The organism is Fusobacterium perfoetens (assembly GCF_021531595.1).
In the GTDB taxonomy this organism is placed as follows: domain Bacteria; phylum Fusobacteriota; class Fusobacteriia; order Fusobacteriales; family Fusobacteriaceae; genus Fusobacterium_B.
The window spans coordinates 202,799-228,028 of record NZ_JADYUD010000001.1 but is presented as its reverse complement, the minus strand read 5'-3'; the positions used below and the strand labels follow the sequence as shown (position 1 = coordinate 228,028).

Here is a 25,230-nt window from a genome sequence, read left to right as displayed (position 1 = left end):
GGAATATTTTTTAATATATTGTATAATGTTAACTGAAAGCAAATTTTAATTTAACAGGAGGATATCATGCTCATAGGAATTAAAAACTGTGAAAAATATAAAGATAATTATGCTGTAGAAGTAGAATATATTGATCTGTTTTCAACAAAAATTTACCCTGATGGAAAAGGCGGACAACTTGGAGACAGAGGACATATTAATAATATTCCTATTTTAGAAGCTAAAGAAGATAAAATTATAATTGCAGAAAAAATTGAAAAAGGTGAATATGAATATTATATAGATACAAACAGAAGAAAAGATATTGCTATGCAGCATACTGCAGAACATCTTTTCTCAGGGATTGCATTAAAAGATTATAACTTGCATAATGTAGGATTCAGAATGGGAGAAGAGGTTTCTACTATTGATTTAGATAGCGACTCAATTTCAGAAGAAACTGTTAAAGAACTTTCTGATAAAGTAAATGAAGCTATTTTAAAAGGTGCAAAAGTTCTTGGAACAACTATAATGAGATATGAAGCAGATACAATTTCAGGACTAAGAAAAAAAATAAGTCCTAAAATTACTGATGAATATATAAGACTTATAAAAATAGAAGACTATGATCTTTGTGCCTGTGCAGGATTTCATGTAAATGATATTAAAGATATAAGAGTTTTTAAAATTTTATCACACGAAAGAATAAAAGGAAAATATACAAGATTTACTTTCATTGCTGGAGACAGAGCCATTAAAGATTATGAAAATAAATCTGAAATTATAAAATCTCTTAATCATAAATTCAGTTGTCGTGATAATGAAATAATAGAAAAAATTGAAAACTTCAAAAAAGAACATGAAGATTTAAAAAAATCTTATAACCTTCTTCTTCATAACTATGCTTTATCTCTTAAAGAAGATATCCTTAAAAATGCTATAGAGATAAACTCTCATAAAGTTGTTGTATTTCATGGAGAAAAAGAACTTGTAAATGAACTAAAAAAAGTTCTTGCAGAAGATAAACTTACCTTTATTGGATTATACGAAGATTCTGCTCTTATTGCTGGAGAAGATATAAACTGCTCTCTTCTTATAAAAGAAATTTTAAATGCTGACAGTTCTGTTAAAGGTGGAGGAGGAGCAAAACAAGGAAATATAAAAGGCATTACAGATGAAAATATTATAATTGAGAGTTTTAAAAAGATTGTATAATTTTATCTGATTGTTTTTTTACTGCTTATCTGATATAATATGGCTTAAACTTTAATTACATTCGGAGGAAAAATGGAAGATTTTAAATTAAATTTATTAAACCTTGATGAAAAGGAATTAACTGACTATATCCTTGCTTCAGGTATGAAAAAATTCTATGGAAAACAAATTTTCAACTGGCTTCATGGAAAATTAATAAGAAATATAAATGATATGTCAAATATATCTTTAAAAGACAGGGAAATGCTTTTTGAAAAAACTTATATCCCTCTTTTTAATCTTATGGACCATAAAGTTTCTAAAATTGATGGAACTGAAAAATTTCTTTTTAAACTTGAAGATGGAAATACAATAGAAACTGTACTTTTAAAACATAAAACAAGAAATACTCTTTGTGTTTCAACACAAGTAGGTTGTCCTGTAAAATGTGCTTTCTGTGCAACAGGAGCTTCAGGATTTGAAAGAAATTTAGATGTTCACGAAATAATAAACCAAGTTTATACTATTGAAAGAAGACTTAGAAATAAAGGTGAAAGTGTAAATAACATCGTTTTCATGGGAATGGGAGAACCACTTTTAAATATTAATAATTTAATGAAAGCTATAATTCTTTTATCACATGAAAATGGACTAAACATTTCAAAAAGAAAAATAACAATATCTACATCTGGTATCGTTCCAGGAATTGAAAAACTTCTTGAAGAAAAACTTCCTGTTGAACTTGCTGTATCTCTTCATGCTGTATTCAATGAAAAAAGAGACCAGCTTATTCCTATAAACAAAAGATTTCCGTTAGAAGATCTTTTCACAGTTTTAAAAGAATACCAAAGAATTACAAATCGTAGAATAACTTTTGAATATATTCTTATAAAAGAATTTAATGTTTCAGATACAGATGCAAATGTCCTTGCAGATTTCATGCATGAATTTGATCACACATTAAATCTTATTCCTTATAATCCAGTTGTAGAAAATGATTTTGAAAGACCTAGTCAAAAGAAAATTGAAAAATTCTATAATATTCTTAAAAATGACAGAAAAGTAAATGTTGTTATAAGAGGAGAAAAAGGTACTGATATTGATGGTGCATGTGGTCAATTGAGACAAAGAAATGCAAAATAATATTTTACAATAAATCTGGAGATTAATATGTGGAAAAAAATATTGAAAATCACTGCCGGTATTATTATTGCAGCGGGAATTACAGGTACTGTTGCTGTATTTCTTATAGTTAACCACTATAAAAAAGAAATACCAAATATAGCAGAGCTTGTAGAGTCTTATACTCCCTCTATTCCCACACAAATATATGACAGAAATGGAAAAGTAATAGATATAATTTATAAGGAATCAAGAGTTCCTGTTAAATTTGAAAATGTCCCTCAGGTTGTAAAAGATGCCTTTCTTTCTATTGAGGACAGAAGATTTTATAGTCATTATGGTATTGATCCTGTAGGACTTTTAAGAGCTCTGTTTATAAATATGAGTTCTGGAAGAGCAAGACAGGGAGCAAGCTCATTTACACAGCAGCTTTCAAGAAATGCTTTTCTTTCTCATGAGAGAAAACTTTCAAGAAAAATAAAAGAAGCTATAATCACTATTGAAATAGAAAAAAGATATACAAAAGATGAAATTTTTGAAAAATATCTTAATGAAATTTATTTTGGTGAAGGAGATTATGGTATAAGAAGTGCTTCACAGTCACTATTTAAAAAAGAACCTAAAGATCTTAATCTTGCTGAAAGTGCTATGCTTGCTGGTATGCCAAACAGACCAGGAGCATACAACCCAAGAAGGAATTTAAAACTTTCTCTTGGAAGAACTCATGTTGTTCTTGGACAAATGCTTAAATATGATATGATTACAAAAGAAGAATATGATAAGGCTCTTGCTCATAAATTTATTCTGGAAGAAAATCTTCCTTCTGATTATGATTTTACAAAAATAGATAAAGATGCAGTCACCGTTGTATATAAAAAAGGATTTGTGAATAAATCTAAAGTGCCAAGCTTTACTGACACAGTTCAAGAAATGCTTATGAAAAATTTTGATGAGGAAACAATATATAATGGAGGGCTTAAAGTTTATACTACTTTAGATTTTGATATCCAAAAAACTGCAGAAGAAGTTTTTAATAATTATGAACCTCTTGTAAAAGATGAGAATCTTCAAGGAGGTATGATTACTATTAACTCTTCAAACGGACATGTTATCTCTATAATAGGAGGAAAAAACTTCCAGCCTGGAAACTTTAACAGAGCCCTTGATGCAAAGCGTCAGATTGGTTCAGCATTCAAGCCTTTTGTATATCTTTCTGCAATTATAGATGGAAAAAGTGAAAATACTATTGTAGAAGATTCAAGAGTTATCTTTGGAAAATGGGCCCCTAAAAATGTTGGTACTCTTTATAGAAAAAATTCAACTCTTTTAGAAGGACTTGATAAATCTGTAAATATGATTTCTATAAAGCTTCTTAGAGATTTAGGACATGAAAAACTAAAAGAAACTATCAAAAAAACAAAAACTAATCTTAATCCACCTAATGATTTAACAGCTTCTCTTGGTTCTCTTGTAGGAACACCAATGGAACTTGCAAAAGCATATGCTGTTTTCTCAAATGGAGGTTATGCTGTTGAACCTGTATTTCTTTTAGAAGTAAGAGATAAAAATGATAATACTCTTTACAAATACACACCTGTAATAGAAAAAACTTTTGATTCTGAAGATATTGCTCTTATGACAAATCTTTTAATAAGCTCTACAAAAACAGGTACAAGTCGTTCTGCCCAAGTTAAAACTAAATATGGAAAAACTATTGAACAAGCAGGTAAAACAGGTACAACAAATGATGCCCGTACAGTATGGTATGCAGGATTTACTCCTGAGCTTGTAACAACAGTATATCTTGGTTATGATGACAACTCTAAAATGGGAAATACTACTGGAGGAGCTTTAGCTGCACCTGTATGGAAAGAATTTTATAAAAAAATTATTGATAATGGTTATTATACTCCAAGCCGTTTTGAATATATTGATAATCTTGTTGCAAACGGAAAACTTTATTATCAAGATTTAGATCCTTTTTCTGGTCTTATTGCTGAAAAAGGAAGTAAAAAATTCCTTCTTAAAAATAATAAAATACAACTTGAACATGATAGTAAATATAAAAAAGGAATAAGAGATATTTTATATCAATAATCACAAAAGAAAAGAGGCTGTAAAACCACAGCCTCTTTATTTATAACAAATTATTCCATAACTCCAATTTCATCAGGAACTATAACATCAGCTTCTGTAGCTGCAAGAATATCATCTACAGTATATCCAGGAGCAATTTCTTTAAGAACAAGTCCTTCAGGTGTCACTTTAAAATAACATCTTTCTGTTACAATGTCAGTTACACAGCTTTTTCCTGTAAGTGGTAATGTACATTTCTTTAAAATTTTTGAAGAACCATTTTTTTCACAATGTTCTGTTGCAACTATTATTCTTTTTACCCCAGAACATAAATCCATTGCTCCTCCCATTCCAGGAAGTAATTTTCCAGGAATTTTCCAATTTGCAATATTTCCTTCCTGATCAACTTGAAGAGTACCAAGAACTGCTATATCAATATGACCACCACGAATAAATCCAAAACTTGTTGTATGATCATGAACACTTCCTCCAGGAATCAAAGAAGCAGGCATACCTCCAGCATCAATTGTATCAATATCTGCATCATCCCAACTTGGAGAAGGTCCACTTCCTACTGTACCAATTTCAGCTTCAAGCCATAAATCTACACCTTTTGGAAGATAGTTTACACACATTAAAGGAACTCCTATTCCTAAATTTACAAAGTCTCCATCTTTAAAAAATTTTGCACAACGAGAAGCAATTAATGCACGCCCTTTTAATTCAGCCATCACTATCTACCTCCTTCTTGTGCTTTTTGTTTTAGTCTTTGCCAATAAGGACACATATGTCTTGTGTTACCTTCTCTTACATATATCATATCAACTAATGGAGCTGGCACATCTATTTCATTAGGTTTCAATTCTCCTATTTCAACTAATTCTTCAGCTTCTACTATAACTAAATCTCCTGCAAAAGCCATTTCTGTACTTATTGCTCTTGAATTCATTCTGAAAGAAATATTTCCTGCTTTATCAGCCTTAGTTGCTTTTATAAGAGTTATATCAGCTCTTAATGGTAGCTCTAATAAATATTCTTTTCCATTTATTTCTAATTTTTGTTTTCCTTCTTCTACTTCTGTTCCAAGTCCAGTAGGCGTCAAACAACCTCCTAAACCATATCCTCCACAACGAATTCTTTCAGAAAATGTTCCCTGAGGACTGAATTCAATATCAAGTTCTCCTGCAAACATCTGATCTCTTGCTATGGGATTAAATGCAATATGTGTTGTGATAAGACTCTTTACTCTTTTAGAGTTAATCAGTTTACCTACACCAAGATCTGGCATTCCTGCAGATACTGCTATTGCATGAATATCTTTAACACCTTTTTCCAACATTCCTTCAATAATATCATCTGCTGCAAATTCTCCATGCCAATCTCCAAACATTATAGTCTGACCATCATGAAATTTTTTAAGAATTTCTTCTTTTGAGAATACTTTTGATAACAATTTCATCCCCACCTTTCTTTATATGATTAATTACTTACCTTTAAAAACAGCTTTTCTTTTTTCCATAAATGCCTTGCAGCCTTCTTGGAAATCCATTGAAGCAGCACATTCTCTTTGAGTAGGGATTTCAGTTTCATCAAGCCACTTCTTATAATCAGAATAATTAGCATCATAAATTTGCTTTTTAATATTTTTGTAAGAAATAAGTGGACCTGCAGCTAATTTTTTTGCAAATTTCATAGTTACCTCTTCTAATTCTTCAACAGTCGTAACTTTATATGCTAATCCAAGTTCTTTAGCTTCCTCTGCTGATACAGGTCTTCCTGTTGCTGCCAGTTCCATTGTACGAGGTACTCCTATAGCCTTAGAAAGAAGATAAGTTGCTCCTGTATCTGGAACAAGTCCTAGATTAACAAATGCTAAAATGAATTTTGCATTATCAGCACAAATCATAAAATCTCCTCCAAGTGCAAGACTTACACCAGCACCAGCAGCTGCACCAGATACAGAAGTAATAACCATTTTACTCATTTTCTTCATGCCATCAGCAACAATACCAACTTTAGCAATCAGACCATCCATGTTTACTTCTCCTCCGGCTTGAATCAATTTGTAAAAATAACCAATGTCCCCTCCTGCTGAAAATGCTTTTCCTGCACTTTTTATAACAAGAACTTTTACTTCAGGATCTTTTTCAGCTGCATCTACAACATACATTAATTCATCAGCCATTTTCTCATCAATTGCATTAAGATTTTTTAAATAATTCATTGTAACAATTCCAATACCATCTTCTACAGTATAAATTAATTTTTCCAATTCCATAAAATATACCTCCTTTTTTTAATGGTACTTAATTACATTTTTAAGATTTTATAATTTATGATTTATATAATAACATTATACCATAAAAAAATACAATTTGTTTATATTTTTGTTATATTTTTATTCAATGATAATTGTATAAATATTTTATGATTCATTTCATACGAAAATTTCTTTTAAAAAATATATTTTTAGAAATAACTTTAATATAAAAAGCACGGTTAAACCGTGCCTCTGCTTTCTCTTCATCATTAATTTAATTTTTATTAAATTTTCATCTATATATTTTTAATTTATTATTTTACTTTTACAGCAATTTTTATAACTCCATCTTTTTTATTTTCAAAAATATCATAACCTCTCATTATATTTTCAAAATTTAATCTGTGAGTTATAAGAGGTGTAGCATCTATTTTTTTATTTTCTATATTTTCCATTATATCTTCACAATAAATTCCATCAACACCACCAAATTTTATTGTAAGATTTTTTCCATACATTTCTAGAAGAGCTAGAACTTGATTTTCCTCATACATTGCGACTAAAATAATTGTAGCATTTGGTCTTGCTATATCCATTGCCATAGAAAAAGTATCTTTTCCACCTGCCACTTCAAAAACTTTATCTGCACCTCTCATATCAGTATATTTTAGAATTTCATCTTTTACATTTTCTTTTGCTGAATTTATTATAATATCTGCATATTTATTTTCTTTTGCTAGATTGAGTCTTCTTTCATCTATATCTACTGCTATAATTCTTTTTGGTTCAAAAAGTTTTGCACACATCATTGTACAAAGACCTGTAGGTCCTGCTCCTATTATAACTATTGTATCTTCTTTTGAAATTTCCCCTATTTTACAAGCCCAATATCCTGTTGAAAGTAAATCTCCTGTAAAAAGAGCTTCTTCATCTGTGACATTATCAGGTATTTTCGTAAGACAATTATCAGCAAAAGGAATACGGACAAATTCTCCCTGTCCTCCATCTATTCTACATCCTAAAGCCCAACCACCATTTTTATCAGTGCAGTTATTTACATATCCTTTTTTACAGTAAAAACATTCTCCACAAAATGTTTCACAGTTAACAGCCACTCTATCACCAATATTAAATTTTTTTACATTTTTACCTTTTTCTTTTATCACTCCTACAAATTCATGTCCAAGTACAGTTTCCTTTTTTGCTCTTGGTACAAAACCTTTTTTAATATGAATATCACTTGAACAAATAGTAGTTAATGTAACTTCTAAAATAACATCAGATTCATTTTCTATTTTAGGGTTTTCTCTCTCTTCAAATGTTAAATTAATGATATCTTTAAATACTACTGCTTTCATAGTGCTCTCCTTTTTCAATCATAAAAGTATCATAGTTTTATTCTAAATTTAAAGTCATTTCAACATGAGGTATTCCATCTTCTAAAAACTCTTTTGAACAAACCTTAAATCCTTCTTTTTCATAAAAACCAATTGCATAACACTGGGCTTCAAGATAAATTTTTTTTGGTTTCATCTGTTCTTTTATTAAAGAAACAGCTTCTTTTAAAATTTTCCCTCCAAGTCCTTTCCCATGTTCTGCTGTTAAAACTCTTCCTATTTGTATTATTCCTTTTTCTTTTTCAAATATTCTAAGATAAGCAGTTACATTATCATTGCATTTATAAAAAACATGTAAACTTTTATAATCAATATCATCTATTTCCTGATATGCACATTTCTGTTCAACTACAAATATTTTTACACGAACTTTTAATATCTCATAAAGTTCAACTATAGTTAATTCATTAAAGGATTTTAATATAAGTTCCATATAATCTCTCCATAATTATAAAATAACTTTTTAAAAATGTTCTTTTACTATATCATCTAATTGATTTGCAATTTCTTCAAATGAGCAATTTAAATTAAGAGTACGAACACTAATTTTATTACCACTCATATGATAAGTTTGATTTGGTTGAATGGTTTCATCAGTTTGAGCATACAACAACATTCCAGATACAATGTGTGGAACTTCTCCATATTCAGCATCTTTATTTTTTACATATGTAAATATTTGATATAAATTACTAGAATGAAGAGTATTACTGCTATATTGTTTTTGTGTAGTGTGAGTATAATATTTTGCATCAATAATTAAAATAGTATTTCCTTTAGATAACATAATATCTGTCTGCATAATAGGCAACATGAAACTAAATTCATCATCTAATTGCCAAGAAATTTGAGAAGCACTTGCTTTAATTTCAGGGTGTTCTTTTCTATAATATTCAAGAATAAATTTTTCATATAACCGACACATTCTTTGTTCGTCTAAAAATTGCATTAACTTAACAGAACCATCAGCAGTTGTCTGTAATAATCCTTTAATAATAAGATAGCAAACAGACATCAACATTTGATAGCTTTGATTGTTACGATGAAATCTAAATTTCCAATTTATATTGTAAATATCTATTGTTTCTATATCCTTAAAATAAGGAAGTAACTTTTTTAATTCTTTTTTTCTTACCTTTGGAATATCATACCTTAAAAGTAATTCCATTGTAGTTTTTAAAATATGATTCATATAAGAATTAGCTGAAAATTCATCATAAATACAAACTAATTGCTGTTTAATGATAGTTTGTTGCCTAATAGATTCTGTAACATTAATCTTACCTCGTAGACAGCTTAACGATTCAGTTTTTTCAGTATATGCACGATTGAGACCTCGTTTTATTTGTACTGTTACTCCTTTTACAAGGATAGCAGATAATAAATCTGCAGTATTTTCAAATTCTTCTATAGCACAACTTGCATACCCTTGTTCTTTTAGAACTTGAAAAGCATATGTAAGCATATAGTAAATATTTTGAATTTTTATCATCTAATTGCCTCATATAGTATAAATTTCCATTCTTGAACTTTACTTGGTTCATCAAACCAATATTCATTTAGAAGAGGAATAATTTCATATGTAATTACAGCATTTAACCACATATCATTAATATCTTTATCTGTACAGAAATAGCTATGTCCTATACGGAAACCTCTGCCAAGAGATTCATCATTTTCAATAGCTATATTTAATTTTTCAATAACTACAATAAGATTATCAAATTTTTTATTATTTTTTTCTTGACGATACTGATGAAAACCAACTGTTTCAAATGCTGGAGAAAATTCAAAAAATGCAAAACGGCGTCTAAGAGCATAGTCTAACATTGCAAGGCTACGATCTGCAGTATTCATCATACCAATAATATAAACATTTTCAGGCACAGAAAACTTTTCATCTGAGTAAAGTAGTTGTAAAGCTACACCACGCTTATCACTTTCAATAAGCATAAAAAGCTCACCAAAAATTTTACTTAAATTACCACGATTAATTTCATCAATGATAAAGTAATAGTCATTTTCAAGATCAAGTTCTGCTTTTTTACAAAAATTATAAAATGGTCCTTTTTTTAATTCAAAACCAGTTGCTGCAGGTCTAAATCCCATAATAAAATCTTCATAGCTGTAACTTTGATGAAATTGTATCATCATTACTCTACTAGGATCTTTAACTTTCATCATAGAATATGCTAATCTTTTAGCAGCAAATGTTTTTCCCACACCTGGTGCTCCCTGCATAATAATATTTTTTTTATTTCTGAGTAAATTAACTAGAAGACAATAGTTTGCTTCACTCATATATACTTCATTTAAAAAATCATCTTTGGTATAAATAGGGAATTGAATTTCTGTTTCTTCTGTTTCTTCAATCACTTCATCTTCAAATATTGCATTTAATTGTTCAACATAATCAGTGTAAGGAGTAATATCTGTTAATGCTTTCAAAACTGCTTGTCCAGGATGTTCCCAATCACCTTTGTGAGTCCAGTTAATCTGACGAATATTTTTATAATCATCTTTACGAGAAGAATCAAATATATAGTCAGAAGTAACTACACCTTTTCCAATAATACGATGCATTCCTTTTTTTACAAAAACAATATCTCCAGGCTTCATTTCATTAACAAATTGCCATGTAGCATGAGCAGCATTTTTATAGGAAAGAGTAGGATCAAAACACTCTTTCATTTTTTGTTTCATTGCATCTTTAGTAGTGAAATTAGTCAGATTACCAATTTCTCCCCAACCAATAGCCATAATACCATCATCATAAAAATCATCCCACATATATGCATTATTTCCTGGAGAATAAATCCAATAATGTACTGTCTGAATATCTTTATCTCCAATAGCTTCTCCTATGTTTGTTCTTGATTTTTCAACTTCTGCTGCACGAATTTCCTGATTTACTTTTTCTGAAATAACCCATGCATAACAAGATAGTTCAGGAAAATTTTTATAATGATAATTACCTTTTTCAAGAGCAGAAGAACTTTTATCAATGATACTAAGATACTCTTCACCAGTAGGAACAGTTTCAAAAGATCCAATGCTTTTAATATAGTCAGCTGGCATATTTTCAGGATTAGAAATATACCAACGATTACGAGAATCTAAATTGATATATTTATATGGACGAATCCAATAAAGAGCCATTGTTAAATTCCATCTAATTCCTTTTTGCTGAGACACAGTATCATAAATTGTTATAAATTCTTTTTTATTGTTATCTGAATTAGTATCTGCATATTCTAGAGCTAATGCAAATATTTTCCATAAGTTTTCAATATCATTTTCTTGACGATCTCCAATAAAATAATAAAAAGTAGCTGCCATATTATTTAAAACAGGTATCCCATCAAAAAAATTAGGAACAGGTGCTTTTATAGAAAATTCTTGAGCAAAACCTTGTAAAATAGATATTCTGTTTGTTTTTGTAATTCCTTTATTAAAAAGTCCAAAAATTGTAAATGGATCAATATCAACAAGATTATTATCTTTTTCTAATTTTGGCAAACGCATATTAATATTGAAATAAATATTTTTTATTTTTTCTATTAATGTTTTCCTATCATTTTTATATGGTAGAAGTTTATCTGCTAATTCCATATAAAAGTCTATCCAATCAAGACATATTTTTATTTCCATATTATATCCTTTCTAAATTTACTTTATATTTCACTATTTTCTGTCTCTATATTTAAGAAAATAAAATCTTTTGTTCCTAATACTAAATCTATATTATGTTTTTCTAGTATCTTTTCAAAGATTAATCTTTTTATTTATTCTTTTCTAGTGCTCTTTTTAATAATTCTATTGCAGGTTCATCGTCAGAATTTCCTGTTCCAAGCTCTCCACGGAATGCTTTATCAAGAATAGTTTTTTCTAAAATTTCTACCTTTTCTTCCAGTGAGATAAGTTCAGAAATTTTATTTTCCTCCTCAAAAACTTTATCTAAAATTCTTACTATTTCTTTTTGCTCATCAAGTGGAGGTAAAGGGAATAATGTACTTTTTAAGAAATCAACAGGTACTCTTCTAAAACCAACACTTCCTGTCATATTATATTCTGCTTCTTTTCTAAAATTTTCCTGTCTTAAAAATTTGTGTAATAAACTATTAATTACTCCTTGATAACATCTCAAAACATGAAATTCAGTTGTACCGTATCCAATATTATTTTTTAAATTTTCTGCTATAGCACATTTTCCATTTTCCATACAAGGAGTTATTTTGGCAAAAAGTACATCTTCTTCAATAAATTGTGTGTAACCTTTTTTTAATTTAGAATATTTTTCATATTCTATTTTTTCAATTCTTCCTGTTTCTTCTGAAACAGATTTCATAGGAACAAATGACACTTCTTCATCTTCGTTAAAGTCAAGAACTTTCTTTTTAGGATTAATCTCTGTTATATCTCCTAATCTTGTCCATACCCAATTTTCAGGAACTTTATAAGGAACTTCATCTTCATTAACAAGCATTTCAGAAACATCTTTTATTTTTGCCTTAAGATTGTTTTTTAATTTTTCTTCATTGATTTTTAAAAGAAGTTCTTTTGCATTTTCAGTTTTATTTTCTGCTCTCCATTTTTCTGTCAATTCTCCTGTAAATGCTTTTGAAAGAACAGCTTCTCTCCTTAAAGATGTTTTTTCTTTTATCTCTTCAATAATTTCTTTTATCTTTCCTATTTTTTCAAACAAAGAATCTAACTTTTCAACTATTCTTTTTTGTTCCTCAAGTGGCGATAATGGAAGTAATAAATTTTCTATAATATTCCCACTTATATTAGGCTGTGCTCCTCCATAGGCTAGTCTTAATAATTCTTCTTGCATTTTTTGAAAATAGTAATTTCTATAACCATGAGTCATGCCATATTTTATTTTTAAATTTCCTACACGTTGATTCTGAACACAAATTATATCTTCATTAAAAATTCCTATTTTTCCAGTTGTTGCACCAGACATGGCCAAAAGCAAATCATTTTTTTCTAATAAATATTTTTTATATTTCTCTTGTAACTTTATTCTTGCTGCTTCTGTTAAATCTACTCTGTTATTTTGAATATTTGAAATCCTAATTAATGGAGTATTTCCCGTTCCATATTCATTACTATTTACGGCAACTCCATTTTTTAACTCTAAAATATTTCCTAATCTTGTCCATACCCAATTATCTGGAACTTTATAAGGCTCTTCTTCTTTGGGAATTACTGCTTTTATTAATCTTTCTTCTGGTAAAAGATTATCTTTTTTCTTAAGCATCTTTTTTCACCCCGCAAAGATCTAGCTCTTTTAAGATTCCTTTTAATAAATCAAGAGCTTCTTCTAATTTTTCTATACATTCTTCACCGTTTTCAATAGGATTTTGAAGTTCTTCTGCATTATCTTCCACTTTTAAAAGTCCCATATCAAGTGAGTAATCTTTCTTTTCAATTTCTTCAAGAGTTACTTTTGTCCATCTTTCAAGTTTTTCTTTTTCTTCAGCATTGTCAAAAGTTCTTTCAAATTCTTCAAAATGTTCTTTTGTTAATGGATTTGTCTTTCCAAAGTTTGGCATATTGCTTCTTAAATCATAGTACCAAATCTCTTTTGTATTATTTTCATTTGATTTTCCTCTTGTGAAAAATAATACATTTGTTTTTACTCCCTGAGCATAGAATATTCCTGTTGGAAGTCTTAGTATTGTATGAAGATTACATTTATTCATTAAATCTATACGAATATCTTTTCCAACTCCACCTTCAAATAAAACATTATCAGGAAGAACTATTGCTGCTCTAGCTTTTCCAGAAGTTCTTAAAGAATTATATATCACTTGTAAGAAGTTAAGCTGTTTGTTTGATGTATCATAAATAAGGTCATCTCTTGTTGCTCTTTCTCCTCCTTTTTTAGTTCCAAATGGTGGATTTGATAGGACTATATCAAAACCGTTAAGCTGTTTTCCAAACTCTGATAATGTATCCCCCTGAATGAAATTTCCTCCAATTTCATGAAGAATAGCATTCATAAGCCCTAATCTATGTGTATCAGGTACTAACTCACAAGCTGAAAAAGCTTTTGTTTCTTGATATTCTCTTTCTTCATCTGTAATAGGTCTTTCATCAGTTCCAAAATAATCATCATATTTTTCTTTTAAATATTTGTCAGCTGCTATTATAAATCCAAAAGTTCCTCCTGCAGGATCACATATTCTTTCTCCTAATTCAGGTTTTATAACTCTTACCATTGAATCAATTAAAACTCTTGGTGTGAAATATTGCCCTGCTCCTGATTTTTTTTCAGAGGCATTTTTTTCTAAAAGTCCCTCATATAAATCTCCAAGATTTTCTTTATCTTCTGAATACCATTCTATTTTATTGATTTCAGTAAATATTTTCTTTAGGTTTGCTGGCTCTGCAATTCTTGTCTGAGCATTTCTGTATATAGTTCCAAGTGTTGATGAATTTTTACCAAGTCTTAAAAGAGCTTCTTGATATTTATTTCTAAGGTCTGTCCCATCAAGTTTTGCAAGTTCTTCCCATCTATATTCTTCAGGGATTCCTATTTTATCTTCTGTTCCAAGCTCATTTGCTATTCTTAAAAATAAAATATATGTAAGCTCAGTTACATATTCATGGTAAGTTATCCCGTCATCTCTTAAAACATTACATAAATTCCATAATTTTTGTACAATTTCGTTATTAGTCATTTTCTTATCCTCTCAATTTATTAATTTAGCAGAATGCCATCATATATTATTTCCATAATTTCATCAAGTTTTCCTTGTAAAATTTTATCTATTCTTTCAGCTCCTCCATAAGTTTTTTTAAATTGTCCATCATTAAAATCTTCTTTTGTAATATATTCATCGCCTCTTAACATAGCTTCTATTCTTTTAAGAAGCTGTTCTTGAGGTTTGCTCCATTTAGTATTAAGTTTTCTTATTTTTTCCATAACTTTTCTTATTTTTTCATCTTTGCTTATAAGCTCATTTTTATCTTCTGTAATTGCATATTTAACAAAAGAAATAATATCTATTAAAATATCTTCATTTTTTACAGTCTTATAAGCTGTATTAAGGTTTGTTTCACTATATCCATAGGCATCAAGAGATTTTTTTATCTCTTTTAAATCTTCCTTAGTAAAAGCCTTTGGAGATGTCTTAAGTATTTTTAGAGCCTCAATTTTATCTTCATTCTCTTTTACATATTTTTTAAAACTTTCAAGATAATCTTCAGGAGTCTTATTTTCTCCATAATCTTGCTCTATTGAAAGAACTTCATCACTTTCATGTGATATAACCTTATAATTATTATTTTCTATTCTAATTTTATCAAGATATATTAAAAACTCTTTTTCTTTTTCTAAAACTTCAATTTTTTTACTATCCTCTGCATTTTTTAAATCAGAAAAATATTTATCTATATCTGTTATCTCTTCCCCTCTCATTTCTTTTGATAGAACTTTGATACGATTTTCATTTTCTTTTTTAATAACATTTTTCTTTCTCTGAAGTCTTGCAACAATCTGTTCCATAAAATATGATACAGATTTCTCATCTTCTTTTATATCGTCAAAATTTTTAAATAAATCTTCTATAGAAGTTTTAGGACTTGTAACAACAGGTTTCATATCTGAGTATTTTTCCAAATCCTTATAAATATCAACTGCATCATATATTTTGAAGCATTCTTTATTTATTGAAGGACAAAGTCTAGTTGCTCTTCCTATCATCTGTTCATATAAAATTCTGCTTTTTACTTTTCTTAAAAACACAAGATTGCAAATTTTTGGAACATCTATTCCTGTTGTAAGCAGGTCAACTGTAACAGCTATTGTAGGGTAATTATCATTTTTAAACTTTCTTATAAGTTTATCAACATCTTTTACAGAGCCTGTTATCTTAGTTATCATGTCATTATTCATCTGGTAAGCTCCAAGATTTTCAAACTCTTCTCTTAAAATTCTTACAACCATATCTGCATGCTCATCATTTGCTGCAAAGATAAGAGTTTTTTCTTCTCCCTCTGGGCTTATTTCATTTACAAGAGCCTGACATACAGCTCTGTTAAATCCCTCTGTTATAACTTTAGTATTGAATTTTGTAATATCAAAATCAAGTTCATCCTCCAAGTTTTCAACTATCTTTACTTCCTGTGTAGATGTATCATAAACCTTTATCTCACTGCCTTTTTCATAATGTATCCCATCTTTTCCAAGCTTTGTAACTATTTTATATGGTGGCTCAAAATCTACAAGGTAACCGTCAAGTACAGCTTGTCTGTATGAATATTCATAAACAGGGTTTCCAAATATTTCATAAGTATGAAGAGCAGGTGTTGCTGTAAGAGCTATTTTATCTGCATCAAAATATTCTATAACATTTCTATATTTACTTTGATATTCTTTTTCATCTCTTATAAGAGCTTCTTCCTCTGTTGGAACTCTATCTAAAATATATCCTCTGTGAGCTTCATCAACGATAATACAGTCATAATCTCCTACTGAAAGATAATTCTCATCATTTGGGAATAAAACTCTTTTAATAAGTCCTTGAACTGTTACAATATGTACTTTTGTATCATGTTCAGGGAACTTGCTCTCTAAATCTTTTATATCGTAAAGCTGTGACAGTGTATATTGGTCTTCTATTTTTGTGTTTTTAAATGTATCATTTGCCTGTTCTCCAAGACTTGCTCTGTCAACAACAAATAAGATTCTATTATATTTCTTGCTTTTTATCAGTCTGTATATTATTCCAAGGGCAACTCTTGTTTTACCTGTTCCTGTTGCCATTGTAAGAAGAACTTTATGTTTTCCACTTATAAGAGCATTTTCTACAGCTTCTATTGCCTCAGCCTGATAATATCTTAAATTTAATCCATCTGGTGACTTTAAATATTCTATTGAATTTTCAGCAAGTCTTTTATTTGCTAAATCATCATCTTTTTCCATCAATTTCTCTAAGTTTTCAGGAGAATAAAATCCTTTCAGAGGCTTTGAAACATTATTTTCTTTTCTTCCATCTAAAAACCAGATACCTGATTTTTCAATTAAATCTTTATTATATTCTCTTCCATTGCTTGCAAACATAAAAGGAACTTTATATTTACTGTATGGAGCTCCATCACAAAGTTTAATATCTTCAGGAATAAATATACCTTTAGCATACATTCTTGCATCTCTATTAAGTGCAGAAGTAATATCTACACCATATCTTTTAGCTTCAATCACACCATATAGAGTATTTTTATAAAAAAGAGCATAGTCTACATATCCTTTTTCTCCATCTTCTTTGATACACAGCCACTCTGCTATTGCCATTGCCTTTCCTTTTTCAGGAAGAGTTTTATTTAATTTATAATTTAAAGAATTAGTATCAACTTCCCAACCCGCTTCTCTTAACTGCTCATCTATAAGAACTCTTGTTTCTGCTTCTGTAAGTTCTATTGGCTTTTTACTTCTTATTATTCTCTTTCTTTCTTCAGGTGTTTTATGTGTTATATCTTCAGATTTTAAAGCCTGAAACTCTTTAGACTTAATTTCAACTTCAGAAAGAAGAGCCTCATATTTTTCTTTATAATCAATATATTCAGGTGTTTTATATTCTATATCTTCTGAATTAAAAGTGCAGTCACTTCCATAAACTTCATTAAACCAGCCGCAAAGTTTTACAACAAGTGAAAGCAGAGCTTCTGCCTCTGCCATTTCACCTTTCATATCATGTACAGCTATGTTTCCAGCTTTTCTTATTTTATGAAAAATTTTATCTATATCTTCTGGTATTAAATCATAGTCTTTTAAAACTCTAATTCTGTCTATCTGGTTTTCAACTTCAGGAAGTCTTTCTACCTTTATCATTAACTTGGCTATATATTCCCCTAATTGTCTTATTTTTATAATTGCAGTATTTGGATCTTTATGCAGTGTATACTCTGCCATCTCTCCTATTTGAGCCAATATACTCCAATCTTTTTTTTAAAATTCAAAGTTTGTAGCCATATAATCACCCCAAAAATATAAGTCTTATCTTCTTCATTATATCTTAGGTCTATTTTAACATATATTTAAGCTAAATTATATTCAAATTATTAAATTAAAGTTATAACTTTATATCAAAATTTTTAATTATTTATTTTATAAAAAAAGAGAGGATAAAATACCCTCTCTTTAATCTCTTATATAATTTTTTCAACTATTTTACTTCTTTATGAATACATCTTCCATCAGCTTGATGGCAAGGAGTCATTGTGATTTCAGTTAATTGAACATTATGTGGAATATTTGCAGCATAAACAATAGTATCAGCAACATCATCTGGAGTAAGAGCTTCTATTCCTCTATAAACAGCATCTGCTCTTTCTTTATCTCCTTTAAATCTTACAAGGCTGAATCCTGTTTCTACAACACCTGGCTGAATATTAGTAACTTTTATTGGAGTATCAACAAGGTCTATTCTTAATCCATCACTTAAAAGTTTTATAGCTGCTTTTGTAGCACAATAAATTGCTCCACCTGCATAAGCTGAAACAGCTGCTATTGAACCAAGGTTAATTACATGACCTTCCATTTTATATTCAAGCATTAAAGGTACAACTACTCTTGTTACATAAAGCATTCCTTTGATATTTGTATCTATTACAGTATCAATATCATCTATTTCTGCTTTATAAACTTTATCAAGTCCATAAGCAAGACCTGCATTATTTACAAGAATACTTATTTTTTTCCATTCTTCTGGAAGACCTAAAATTGCTGCTTCAATACCTTTTGCATCTCTTACATCAACTATTAAAAGTTTGATTTCTACATCATATTTTTCTTGTATCTCTTTCTTAAGTGCTTCACCTTTTTCTGCATTTCTTACAAGAAGAACAAGTCTGCACCCCATTTTAGCAAAACCAAAGGCTGTACTTCTTCCAATTCCTGCTGTTGCTCCTGTGATTAATACTACTTTTCCTGTTAATCTGCTTTCCATAGAAACTTCCCTCCTAATTTAACTTAATATATACTTTTCTTTTATCTTGTCAACTGTATCATACATATTAGTATTCGTATCTATATCCACAATGAAATCACATGAAATTTGATAAAGTATTCTTCGTTTATTATAAAGTTCAACTATTGTCTCATAGACATTTTCCACATTTAAAAGAGGTCTGTGTGTTTTATCTTTTACTCTTTCATATATGCAATCTATGCTACAATTTAAGTATACCACAAAAGATGTTTCTTTTAAACTCTTTATATTTTTATTATCTACTATTGAATCTCCTCCTGTTGATATAACTATATTATTTTCAAGAGATTCTCTGGCAATTATTTTTCTTTCTAAATCTTTAAAATAATTTTCTCCCTTTTCTTTATAGATTTCAGTAACAGGTCTTTGTTCTATTCTTTCTATTTCCCGGTCAATATCTATATATTTCATATCAAGAGCTTTTGCCAAAAGCCTTCCTATTGTCGTTTTTCCACTGCCCATAAATCCAATCAGAGCAATATTATCTTTCATATTTTCACCTCTCATTTTAGAGTATATCATACCTTCTGTTTTATTCATACAATATTTTTACATTGATTAAAAATATATAATTTATTTTTATTTTTGTAGTATTTATATTATAATGTGATATGATTTTAGTTTTCCAAAAGGAGTTGATAAAAATAGAAGATAAAATTTTAATTATAAATACAGGGGGAACTATTTGTATGGTTCATCAAGAAAAAGGAAATCCTTACAGTCCTTTAAGACCTGCAAACAACTGGGAAGAAGTTTCAAAAGATTTTCCTGTGCTTAATAGTTTTCCTATAGATTACTGTCAGCTTAGTCCTCTTATAGATTCATCAAACATGTCACCTGAAGCATGGATAAAAATAGCTCACATTATTTACGAAAACTATAATAAATACAGAGGTTTTGTTATTCTGCATGGAACAGATACAATGGCATACACTGCTTCTGCTCTTTCTTTTGTGCTTAGAAACCTTTCAAAACCTGTAATTCTTACAGGTTCTCAAAAGCCACTTCAATCTGTAAGAAGTGATGCTCTTCAAAATCTTATTACATCTATTGAAATTGCAGGACATTCACTTTATGACATCCCTCTTGTACCTGAAGTTGCTATTTTTTTCAGAGATTCTCTTATAAGAGGAAACAGAGCCAGAAAAAATGATGCTACAAATTATTTTGGTTTTTCTTCTCCAAATTTTCAACCTCTTGGAGAAGTGGGAGCAGAAATAAAAATATCAAGAAATATTTCTCCTCTTCCTAAGAAACCTTTTTTTATAGAACCATGTTTTGATAATAATGTTCTTATCCTTGAACTTTTTCCAGGAATTAAGCCTTCATTTTTAAAGAATCTTTTTACAAACATGACAGAATTAAAGGGAGTTGTTCTTAAGACATATGGAAACGGAAATGCTCCTACTTCTGATGAATTTATAGAAGTTATTGAATATCTTAATTCTAAAGGAATAATTGTTGTAAATATTTCTCAATGCACAACAGGAATGGTTAAAATGGGACTTTATGAAGCAAGCAGCCGTCTTATTCAGGCTGGTGTTATAAGTGGAAGTGATCTTACTCCTGAAGCTGCTGTAACAAAACTTATGTATCTTCTTGGAAAAAATATTTCTATGGAAGAAATTAAACAAAAAATGATGATGAGCCTTGCAGGAGAACAATCTATAAGCCAATGCAACTATGCTTTTACAAATGATAAGTATTCAGAGAATTTTTCCTATGAAATTACTCTTCCTAAAAAAGTGTCTGCAGATGATCTTGTGAAAATTGATATTGATATTCACAATATATGTTTAAAAGACAGCTGTCAAACTTCTGCTGAATTTAAACTTGATGTATATAATAGTTCAGAAGATGCTCAAAGTAAAACTTATATTATAGAAAAGGATTTAAAAAATAGTAATTCTATTTTTACAACTATTTCATATACATCTAAAAATTATATTTTCACAGATGATAAATTAATTATAAGTATTATTTCTAAGGAATCTTTCTCCTTCAGTAATTTTGATATAAATATTTTCTATGAAAAGATTTAAGATAAATATATTTATTTATAACCTAATATAATTAGATATACTTAAGTATTAACTTTACATTTTAAGAAGTTTTCTATTATAATAATTTTATATTAGAGAATTTCAAAACTACTGATAAATCCACAAAAAAAGAGAGCAATTTTGCTCTCTTTTTATATTAATATTTTTTTAAATTTGGAAACTGACTATCAAGCATTTCATCCATTTGTTCAGTCATTTTTTTATTTTCTTCTGTTAAGAATTTATCAAAATCTCCTGTAATCTCTATTGTTTTTATTATATCTCCCTGAGCTATTTTATTTACAACTTCTTGATCTGCATCAGAAACAACTTCTCCAAAAATTGTATGATGATAGTTAAGCCATGGAGTTTCCACATGAGTTATAAAAAATTGTGATCCATTTGTATTTTTTCCTGCATTTGCCATTGCAAGAAGCCCTTTTCTGTCAAATACAAGTCCTTCTTTAAATTCATCTCCAAATTGATATCCAGGTCCTCCTGCTCCAGTTCCTGTTGGATCTCCTCCTTGAATCATAAAATCAGCTATAACTCTATGAAATTTAAGATTGTCATAATATCCTCTTTTAGCTAAATGTGTGAAATTTAAAACTGTAAGTGGTGCTACTTCAGGGAAAAGTTTTAAATTTATATCCCCTTTATCTGTAACTATTTTTGCATTTAATACTAAATCTGACATTGATACCTCCGCTTTATTTTCTAATATTTTTATATTTTTTCTTACAGGAGTTCCTGCAAGTTTATTTCTTCCTATTGTAACTAAAAATATTACAACTATGAAAAGTATAAGAGTTTTTATCATATTATTCTCCCTCTGCTGCTTTTTTCAGTTCATCTCTTGATATTGTTCCATATATTTCATATTTCCATCTTGATTTTATATCATTTTCTATTCTTGCAATTTCTATATCATTTGCATCTAAAATTTCTTTTAAATCTCTCTTTTTTTCTCTTACATCAACAATTTTTCCTGATATCTCCATTTCAGCATCATATTGAATACATTCTTTTAAATCAGCTTCAAGTTGTGCTTCTTCTTTTAAAAGTACATCCATTCTTTCAAGAAGAATTCTTTTTTTCTTTTTAAGATCTTTTACTGCATATTCAAACATTCTTTTTGTTACTTCTGAACCTGATTTTCCTTTTAATTCTTCTCTTACAGAAATACAATTTTTTATATATTCTTCTGTAAGTCCATTTGTTTCAGCTATTTTATCAACTGTTTCTTTAAAAGTTTTTATTTCTTCTTCTGATTTATCTCTTATATCAAGTTCTGCCAATGCAAGATATAACTTCTCATATTTAGGTATTATTTCTTCTTTTATAAATTTTATTTTTTCATTATCATTTTCTTTTTCTGCTGTTCTTAAATTTACTTCTGCATTTCTTAATATTTGCAGCATTACTTCTGTGTTGTAATCTTTAAAATCTTTCTTATTCATTTTATCTCTCACCATAATATTGATAATAGTGACATTCTATTCCACCATTATAAAGTTTTCTATTTTTAGTTGACTTCTTATCAAAATATTTTTCAAATTCAGGATAAGAAGTAATTATATAATAAGACCACTTAGGAAATCTTGTTTTACATACATCACCAAGAAGTCTGTAAAGTCTCTCAACTTTTTCATCATTTAAAAGTCTTTCTCCATAAGGAGGATTTGTTACAAGACAACCTTTTTCTGCTGTAGGTTCAAGATCAAGGAAGTTTTTACATTCAAAAAGAATATCCTCTTCAACTCCTGCTCTCTCTGCATTTTCTTCTGCTATTTTTATAGTTTCTGCATCTATATCAGAAGCATAAACCATAACTTTATTTTCATAATCTTCCTGAGAAAAAGCTTCATCTCTTAAATCTATCCAATAATCTTTAGGGATAACTTTCCATTCTTCAGCAGCAAAATTTCTGTTTACTCCTGGAGCAATATTTCTTCCTATCATTGCAGCTTCAATGGCAATAGTACCTGTTCCACACATAGGATCAACAAAAGGTCTGTCTCCACCTTTCCAACGGCTTAATTTTACAAGAGCTGCTGCCATAGTTTCCTTAAGAGGAGCTTCATTTATTAGATTTCTGTATCCTCTTTTATGAAGAGCATCACCACTTGTGTCTATCATTATTGTAAAAATATCTTTATTTCCTTGAATCTTTATTCTGAAAAGAGCTCCATTCTCAGGGAATTTTTCTATATCATAAATTTCTTTCATATTTTCAACTATAGCTTTTTTAGCTATTTTCTGAATATCAGATTTAGAAAATAATTTAGATTTAACAGAACTTACCCAACTTATAGGGAATTCTCCATTTTTCTCTATTATTTCACTCCATTTTATTTTTTTTACATTTTGAAAAAGTTCTTCAAAAGTAAGAGCTTTAAATTCTCCCATTTTTATAAATATTCTATCTGCACATCTAAGGTGAATATTAGCTTTTACTACATCTTTAAAATTTCCTTTAAATTCAACTTTTCCATTAAAAGCATGCACATCTTTAAATCCAAGTTCAACACATTCATCTCTTACTATGCTTTCAAGTCCCATAGTTGATGATGCAATTATTGTAAAATCTTTCATTAGTTTTGTTTCTCCTCAATCTTTAATTTTTCTTTTTTATTTTTTAATATTCTTATATAAATAAGTTTTATTATTGCAAATATAGGAACACCTAAAAACATTCCTAAAGTTCCCATAATATTTCCCATAATTATGACGGAAGCTATTATCCAGAAAGAACTTATTCCCACACTTTTTCCTAAAATTTTTGGACCTATTATATATCCATCAACATTCTGAGCAATTATTATTGCTAGAAGAAGATAAAAACATTTGACAGGATTTGATAAAAGAACAAGAATAAATGCTATGATTCCTGCAGCTATTGAACCAAAATATGGAATCATATTTCCAACACCTATCATAACTGCATTTAAAAGTGCATAAGGAACTCCTGCTATTTTCATAACAGCAAAAGCTATAATTCCTACTATAACCGATATTATTATTCTTCCTGCCATATAATTAAGAAAAATATTTTTACATTCTATAAGAAATGAAAGCCCTTCATCAGCTTCTTTTTCTCCATAAAAAATAAATATCATATTTTTTATATACTGCATAAAATATTCTCTGTTATAAATAAAATAAAGAGCTAAAAAACCACCAAGAAAAATTATAAATATCTCTACTATCCAATCAATTACATTAAGACCTAGTGAAATTAGAAGAGCTCTTATATTATTCATATTTTTCACAAAGAAATCTTGTATAGCTTGCTTTATTTCTTCTCCATCCATAAACAAAAGATTTTTTTCTCTTAAAAACTGGAATACTTGTTCTAAGTATTTATTAAAATTCTCTTGAAAAGCTGGAAATTTTTCTATAATTTCTTCAAAACTTTCTATAAGATTTGGTATAAACCATAGAAGTGTTGCAGTTAAAAATACCACAAGAGCTACAAGAGATAAGGCTATTGCCATTCCTCTTTTAAAATTTAGTTTTTTTTCTGTAAATTCTACCATAGGATTAAGTAGCACTGCTATAAACATAGCATATATAAAAGGACGAAGATATTTAGAAAGTCCATTTAAAATGCTTAAAAAACCATTCATATTCTGAAACATTGTCTGAATAAGAATAAGTAGAGTTCCTACTATTAAAGCTTTTATAAATAAATGTTTGTATTTCATCAAAGTACCACCTTTTGTTATATTTATCTGGCTATACTATCCAGTTCCTCTGTACCGTCTTTTTTCTCTCCAACAATTTTTATAAGAAGTCTGTCAGGAATACCTATTATCGCATCTCCTGCATTTGAAATCCAGCCTTGTTTCACACATATTTTTAAAGGTGAATTTGAAGAAGTAACCCTTACCTTCATTTTTTCAACCTGAACATTTACTCCTCCAAGGTTTGTATTTATAAAATAATCTTGTCTTTTTTCTTGAAGAGGATATACATATTTAAGCTGGTTATCTACATATATTTCTATTTTATTCCCTTTTACTGCTTCTATTCCAATAACATATTTAACAGCACAAAAGAAAAATACGAAAAGAAACAAATAAATAATAATGTCTCCCTTTTTAAAATAACATGGCTTTCTTTTCAATGTTTTCTCCTTAATTAAAGAATTCATA

General features: G+C 28.8%; 20 protein-coding genes and 1 pseudogene. 4 read left to right on the top strand and 17 right to left on the bottom strand.

Features of this window, described 5'->3' with window-relative positions; genetic code table 11:
* Positions 1-66: 66 nt before the first annotated feature.
* The 3 genes from I6E17_RS01000 to I6E17_RS00990 all read left to right on the top strand — a co-directional run bounded on the left by I6E17_RS01000 (position 67) and on the right by I6E17_RS00990 (position 4,392).
* Positions 67-1,194, top strand: a complete 1,128-nt coding sequence (locus tag I6E17_RS01000) for an alanyl-tRNA editing protein (RefSeq protein ID WP_235234982.1) — start codon at positions 67-69, stop codon at positions 1,192-1,194.
* 72 nt (positions 1,195-1,266) lie between these two features.
* Positions 1,267-2,316, top strand: a complete 1,050-nt coding sequence (gene rlmN / locus I6E17_RS00995; protein WP_235234981.1) for a 23S rRNA (adenine(2503)-C(2))-methyltransferase RlmN — start codon at positions 1,267-1,269, stop codon at positions 2,314-2,316.
* Between the two features lie 27 nt (positions 2,317-2,343).
* Complete coding sequence (locus I6E17_RS00990) at positions 2,344-4,392, top strand: transglycosylase domain-containing protein (protein ID WP_235234979.1); 2,049 nt, start codon at positions 2,344-2,346, stop codon at positions 4,390-4,392.
* 50 nt (positions 4,393-4,442) lie between these two features.
* Here the strand turns inward: I6E17_RS00990 and I6E17_RS00985 are convergent, their stop codons facing one another.
* From I6E17_RS00985 to I6E17_RS00930, 12 genes are all read right to left on the bottom strand, one after another.
* Positions 4,443-5,102: a 3-oxoacid CoA-transferase subunit B gene (locus I6E17_RS00985; RefSeq protein ID WP_235234978.1), complete on the bottom strand. Its 660-nt coding sequence runs from the start codon at positions 5,100-5,102 to the stop codon at positions 4,443-4,445.
* Between the two features lie 2 nt (positions 5,103-5,104).
* The gene (locus I6E17_RS00980) at positions 5,105-5,830 is read right to left on the bottom strand and encodes a CoA transferase subunit A (RefSeq protein WP_235234977.1); all 726 of its coding nucleotides are present in this window, start codon (positions 5,828-5,830) and stop codon (positions 5,105-5,107) included.
* A gap of 24 nt (positions 5,831-5,854) precedes the next feature.
* Positions 5,855-6,649: an enoyl-CoA hydratase/isomerase family protein gene (locus I6E17_RS00975; RefSeq protein ID WP_235234976.1), complete on the bottom strand. Its 795-nt coding sequence runs from the start codon at positions 6,647-6,649 to the stop codon at positions 5,855-5,857.
* A 296-nt stretch (positions 6,650-6,945) separates the two neighbouring features.
* Positions 6,946-7,989 (bottom strand): alcohol dehydrogenase, encoded by a 1,044-nt coding sequence (locus I6E17_RS00970; RefSeq protein WP_235234975.1) that lies wholly within the window; start codon positions 7,987-7,989, stop codon positions 6,946-6,948.
* Positions 7,990-8,026: 37 nt separating this feature from the next.
* The gene (locus I6E17_RS00965; RefSeq protein ID WP_235234974.1) at positions 8,027-8,461 is read right to left on the bottom strand and encodes a GNAT family N-acetyltransferase; all 435 of its coding nucleotides are present in this window, start codon (positions 8,459-8,461) and stop codon (positions 8,027-8,029) included.
* A 30-nt stretch (positions 8,462-8,491) separates the two neighbouring features.
* Positions 8,492-9,520 (bottom strand): 5-methylcytosine-specific restriction endonuclease system specificity protein McrC, encoded by a 1,029-nt coding sequence (mcrC, locus tag I6E17_RS00960; protein WP_235234973.1) that lies wholly within the window; start codon positions 9,518-9,520, stop codon positions 8,492-8,494.
* Positions 9,517-11,679, bottom strand: coding sequence for an AAA family ATPase (locus I6E17_RS00955; RefSeq protein WP_235234972.1), 2,163 nt, complete (start codon positions 11,677-11,679; stop codon positions 9,517-9,519). Before I6E17_RS00955 ends, mcrC begins: the two co-directional genes overlap by 4 nt.
* A gap of 130 nt (positions 11,680-11,809) precedes the next feature.
* A complete protein-coding gene (locus I6E17_RS00950) occupies positions 11,810-13,294 on the bottom strand; it encodes a restriction endonuclease subunit S (RefSeq protein WP_235234971.1) in 1,485 nt (494 codons plus the stop codon).
* Positions 13,287-14,720 (bottom strand): N-6 DNA methylase, encoded by a 1,434-nt coding sequence (locus I6E17_RS00945; protein ID WP_235234970.1) that lies wholly within the window; start codon positions 14,718-14,720, stop codon positions 13,287-13,289. The genes I6E17_RS00950 and I6E17_RS00945 overlap by 8 nt, the downstream gene beginning before the upstream one ends.
* A 20-nt stretch (positions 14,721-14,740) precedes the next feature.
* On the bottom strand, positions 14,741-17,953 hold the full coding sequence (gene hsdR, locus I6E17_RS00940) for a type I restriction-modification system endonuclease (RefSeq protein WP_235234968.1): 3,213 nt from the start codon (positions 17,951-17,953) through the stop codon (positions 14,741-14,743).
* Positions 17,954-18,206: 253 nt separating this feature from the next.
* Positions 18,207-18,989 carry an SDR family NAD(P)-dependent oxidoreductase gene (locus tag I6E17_RS00935; protein ID WP_235234967.1) on the bottom strand — a complete coding sequence of 261 codons (783 nt, stop codon included), beginning with the start codon at positions 18,987-18,989 and terminating at the stop codon, positions 18,207-18,209.
* An 18-nt stretch (positions 18,990-19,007) separates the two neighbouring features.
* Positions 19,008-19,523, bottom strand: coding sequence for a shikimate kinase (locus I6E17_RS00930; RefSeq protein WP_235234966.1), 516 nt, complete (start codon positions 19,521-19,523; stop codon positions 19,008-19,010).
* Between the two features lie 152 nt (positions 19,524-19,675).
* On the opposite strand from I6E17_RS00930, the pseudogene I6E17_RS00925 reads away from it, so the two are divergent.
* Positions 19,676-20,701: pseudogene (locus I6E17_RS00925) on the top strand (asparaginase); the annotation flags it as partial.
* A gap of 529 nt (positions 20,702-21,230) precedes the next feature.
* On the opposite strand, the gene I6E17_RS00920 reads toward I6E17_RS00925, so the two are convergent.
* From I6E17_RS00920 to I6E17_RS00900, 5 genes are all read right to left on the bottom strand, one after another.
* Positions 21,231-21,770, bottom strand: coding sequence for a peptidylprolyl isomerase (locus tag I6E17_RS00920; protein WP_235235016.1), 540 nt, complete (start codon positions 21,768-21,770; stop codon positions 21,231-21,233).
* Positions 21,771-21,894: 124 nt separating this feature from the next.
* The gene (locus tag I6E17_RS00915) at positions 21,895-22,533 is read right to left on the bottom strand and encodes a hypothetical protein (protein ID WP_235234964.1); all 639 of its coding nucleotides are present in this window, start codon (positions 22,531-22,533) and stop codon (positions 21,895-21,897) included.
* 1 nt (position 22,534) lies between these two features.
* Positions 22,535-23,668, bottom strand: coding sequence for a THUMP domain-containing class I SAM-dependent RNA methyltransferase (locus I6E17_RS00910; protein WP_235234963.1), 1,134 nt, complete (start codon positions 23,666-23,668; stop codon positions 22,535-22,537).
* Entirely contained in the window at positions 23,668-24,780 is a 1,113-nt protein-coding gene (locus tag I6E17_RS00905) for an AI-2E family transporter (RefSeq protein WP_235234962.1), read from the bottom strand. Before I6E17_RS00905 ends, I6E17_RS00910 begins: the two co-directional genes overlap by 1 nt.
* Positions 24,781-24,803: 23 nt before the next feature.
* Positions 24,804-25,229, bottom strand: coding sequence for a NusG domain II-containing protein (locus I6E17_RS00900; protein ID WP_235234960.1), 426 nt, complete (start codon positions 25,227-25,229; stop codon positions 24,804-24,806).
* Position 25,230 lies beyond the last annotated feature (1 nt).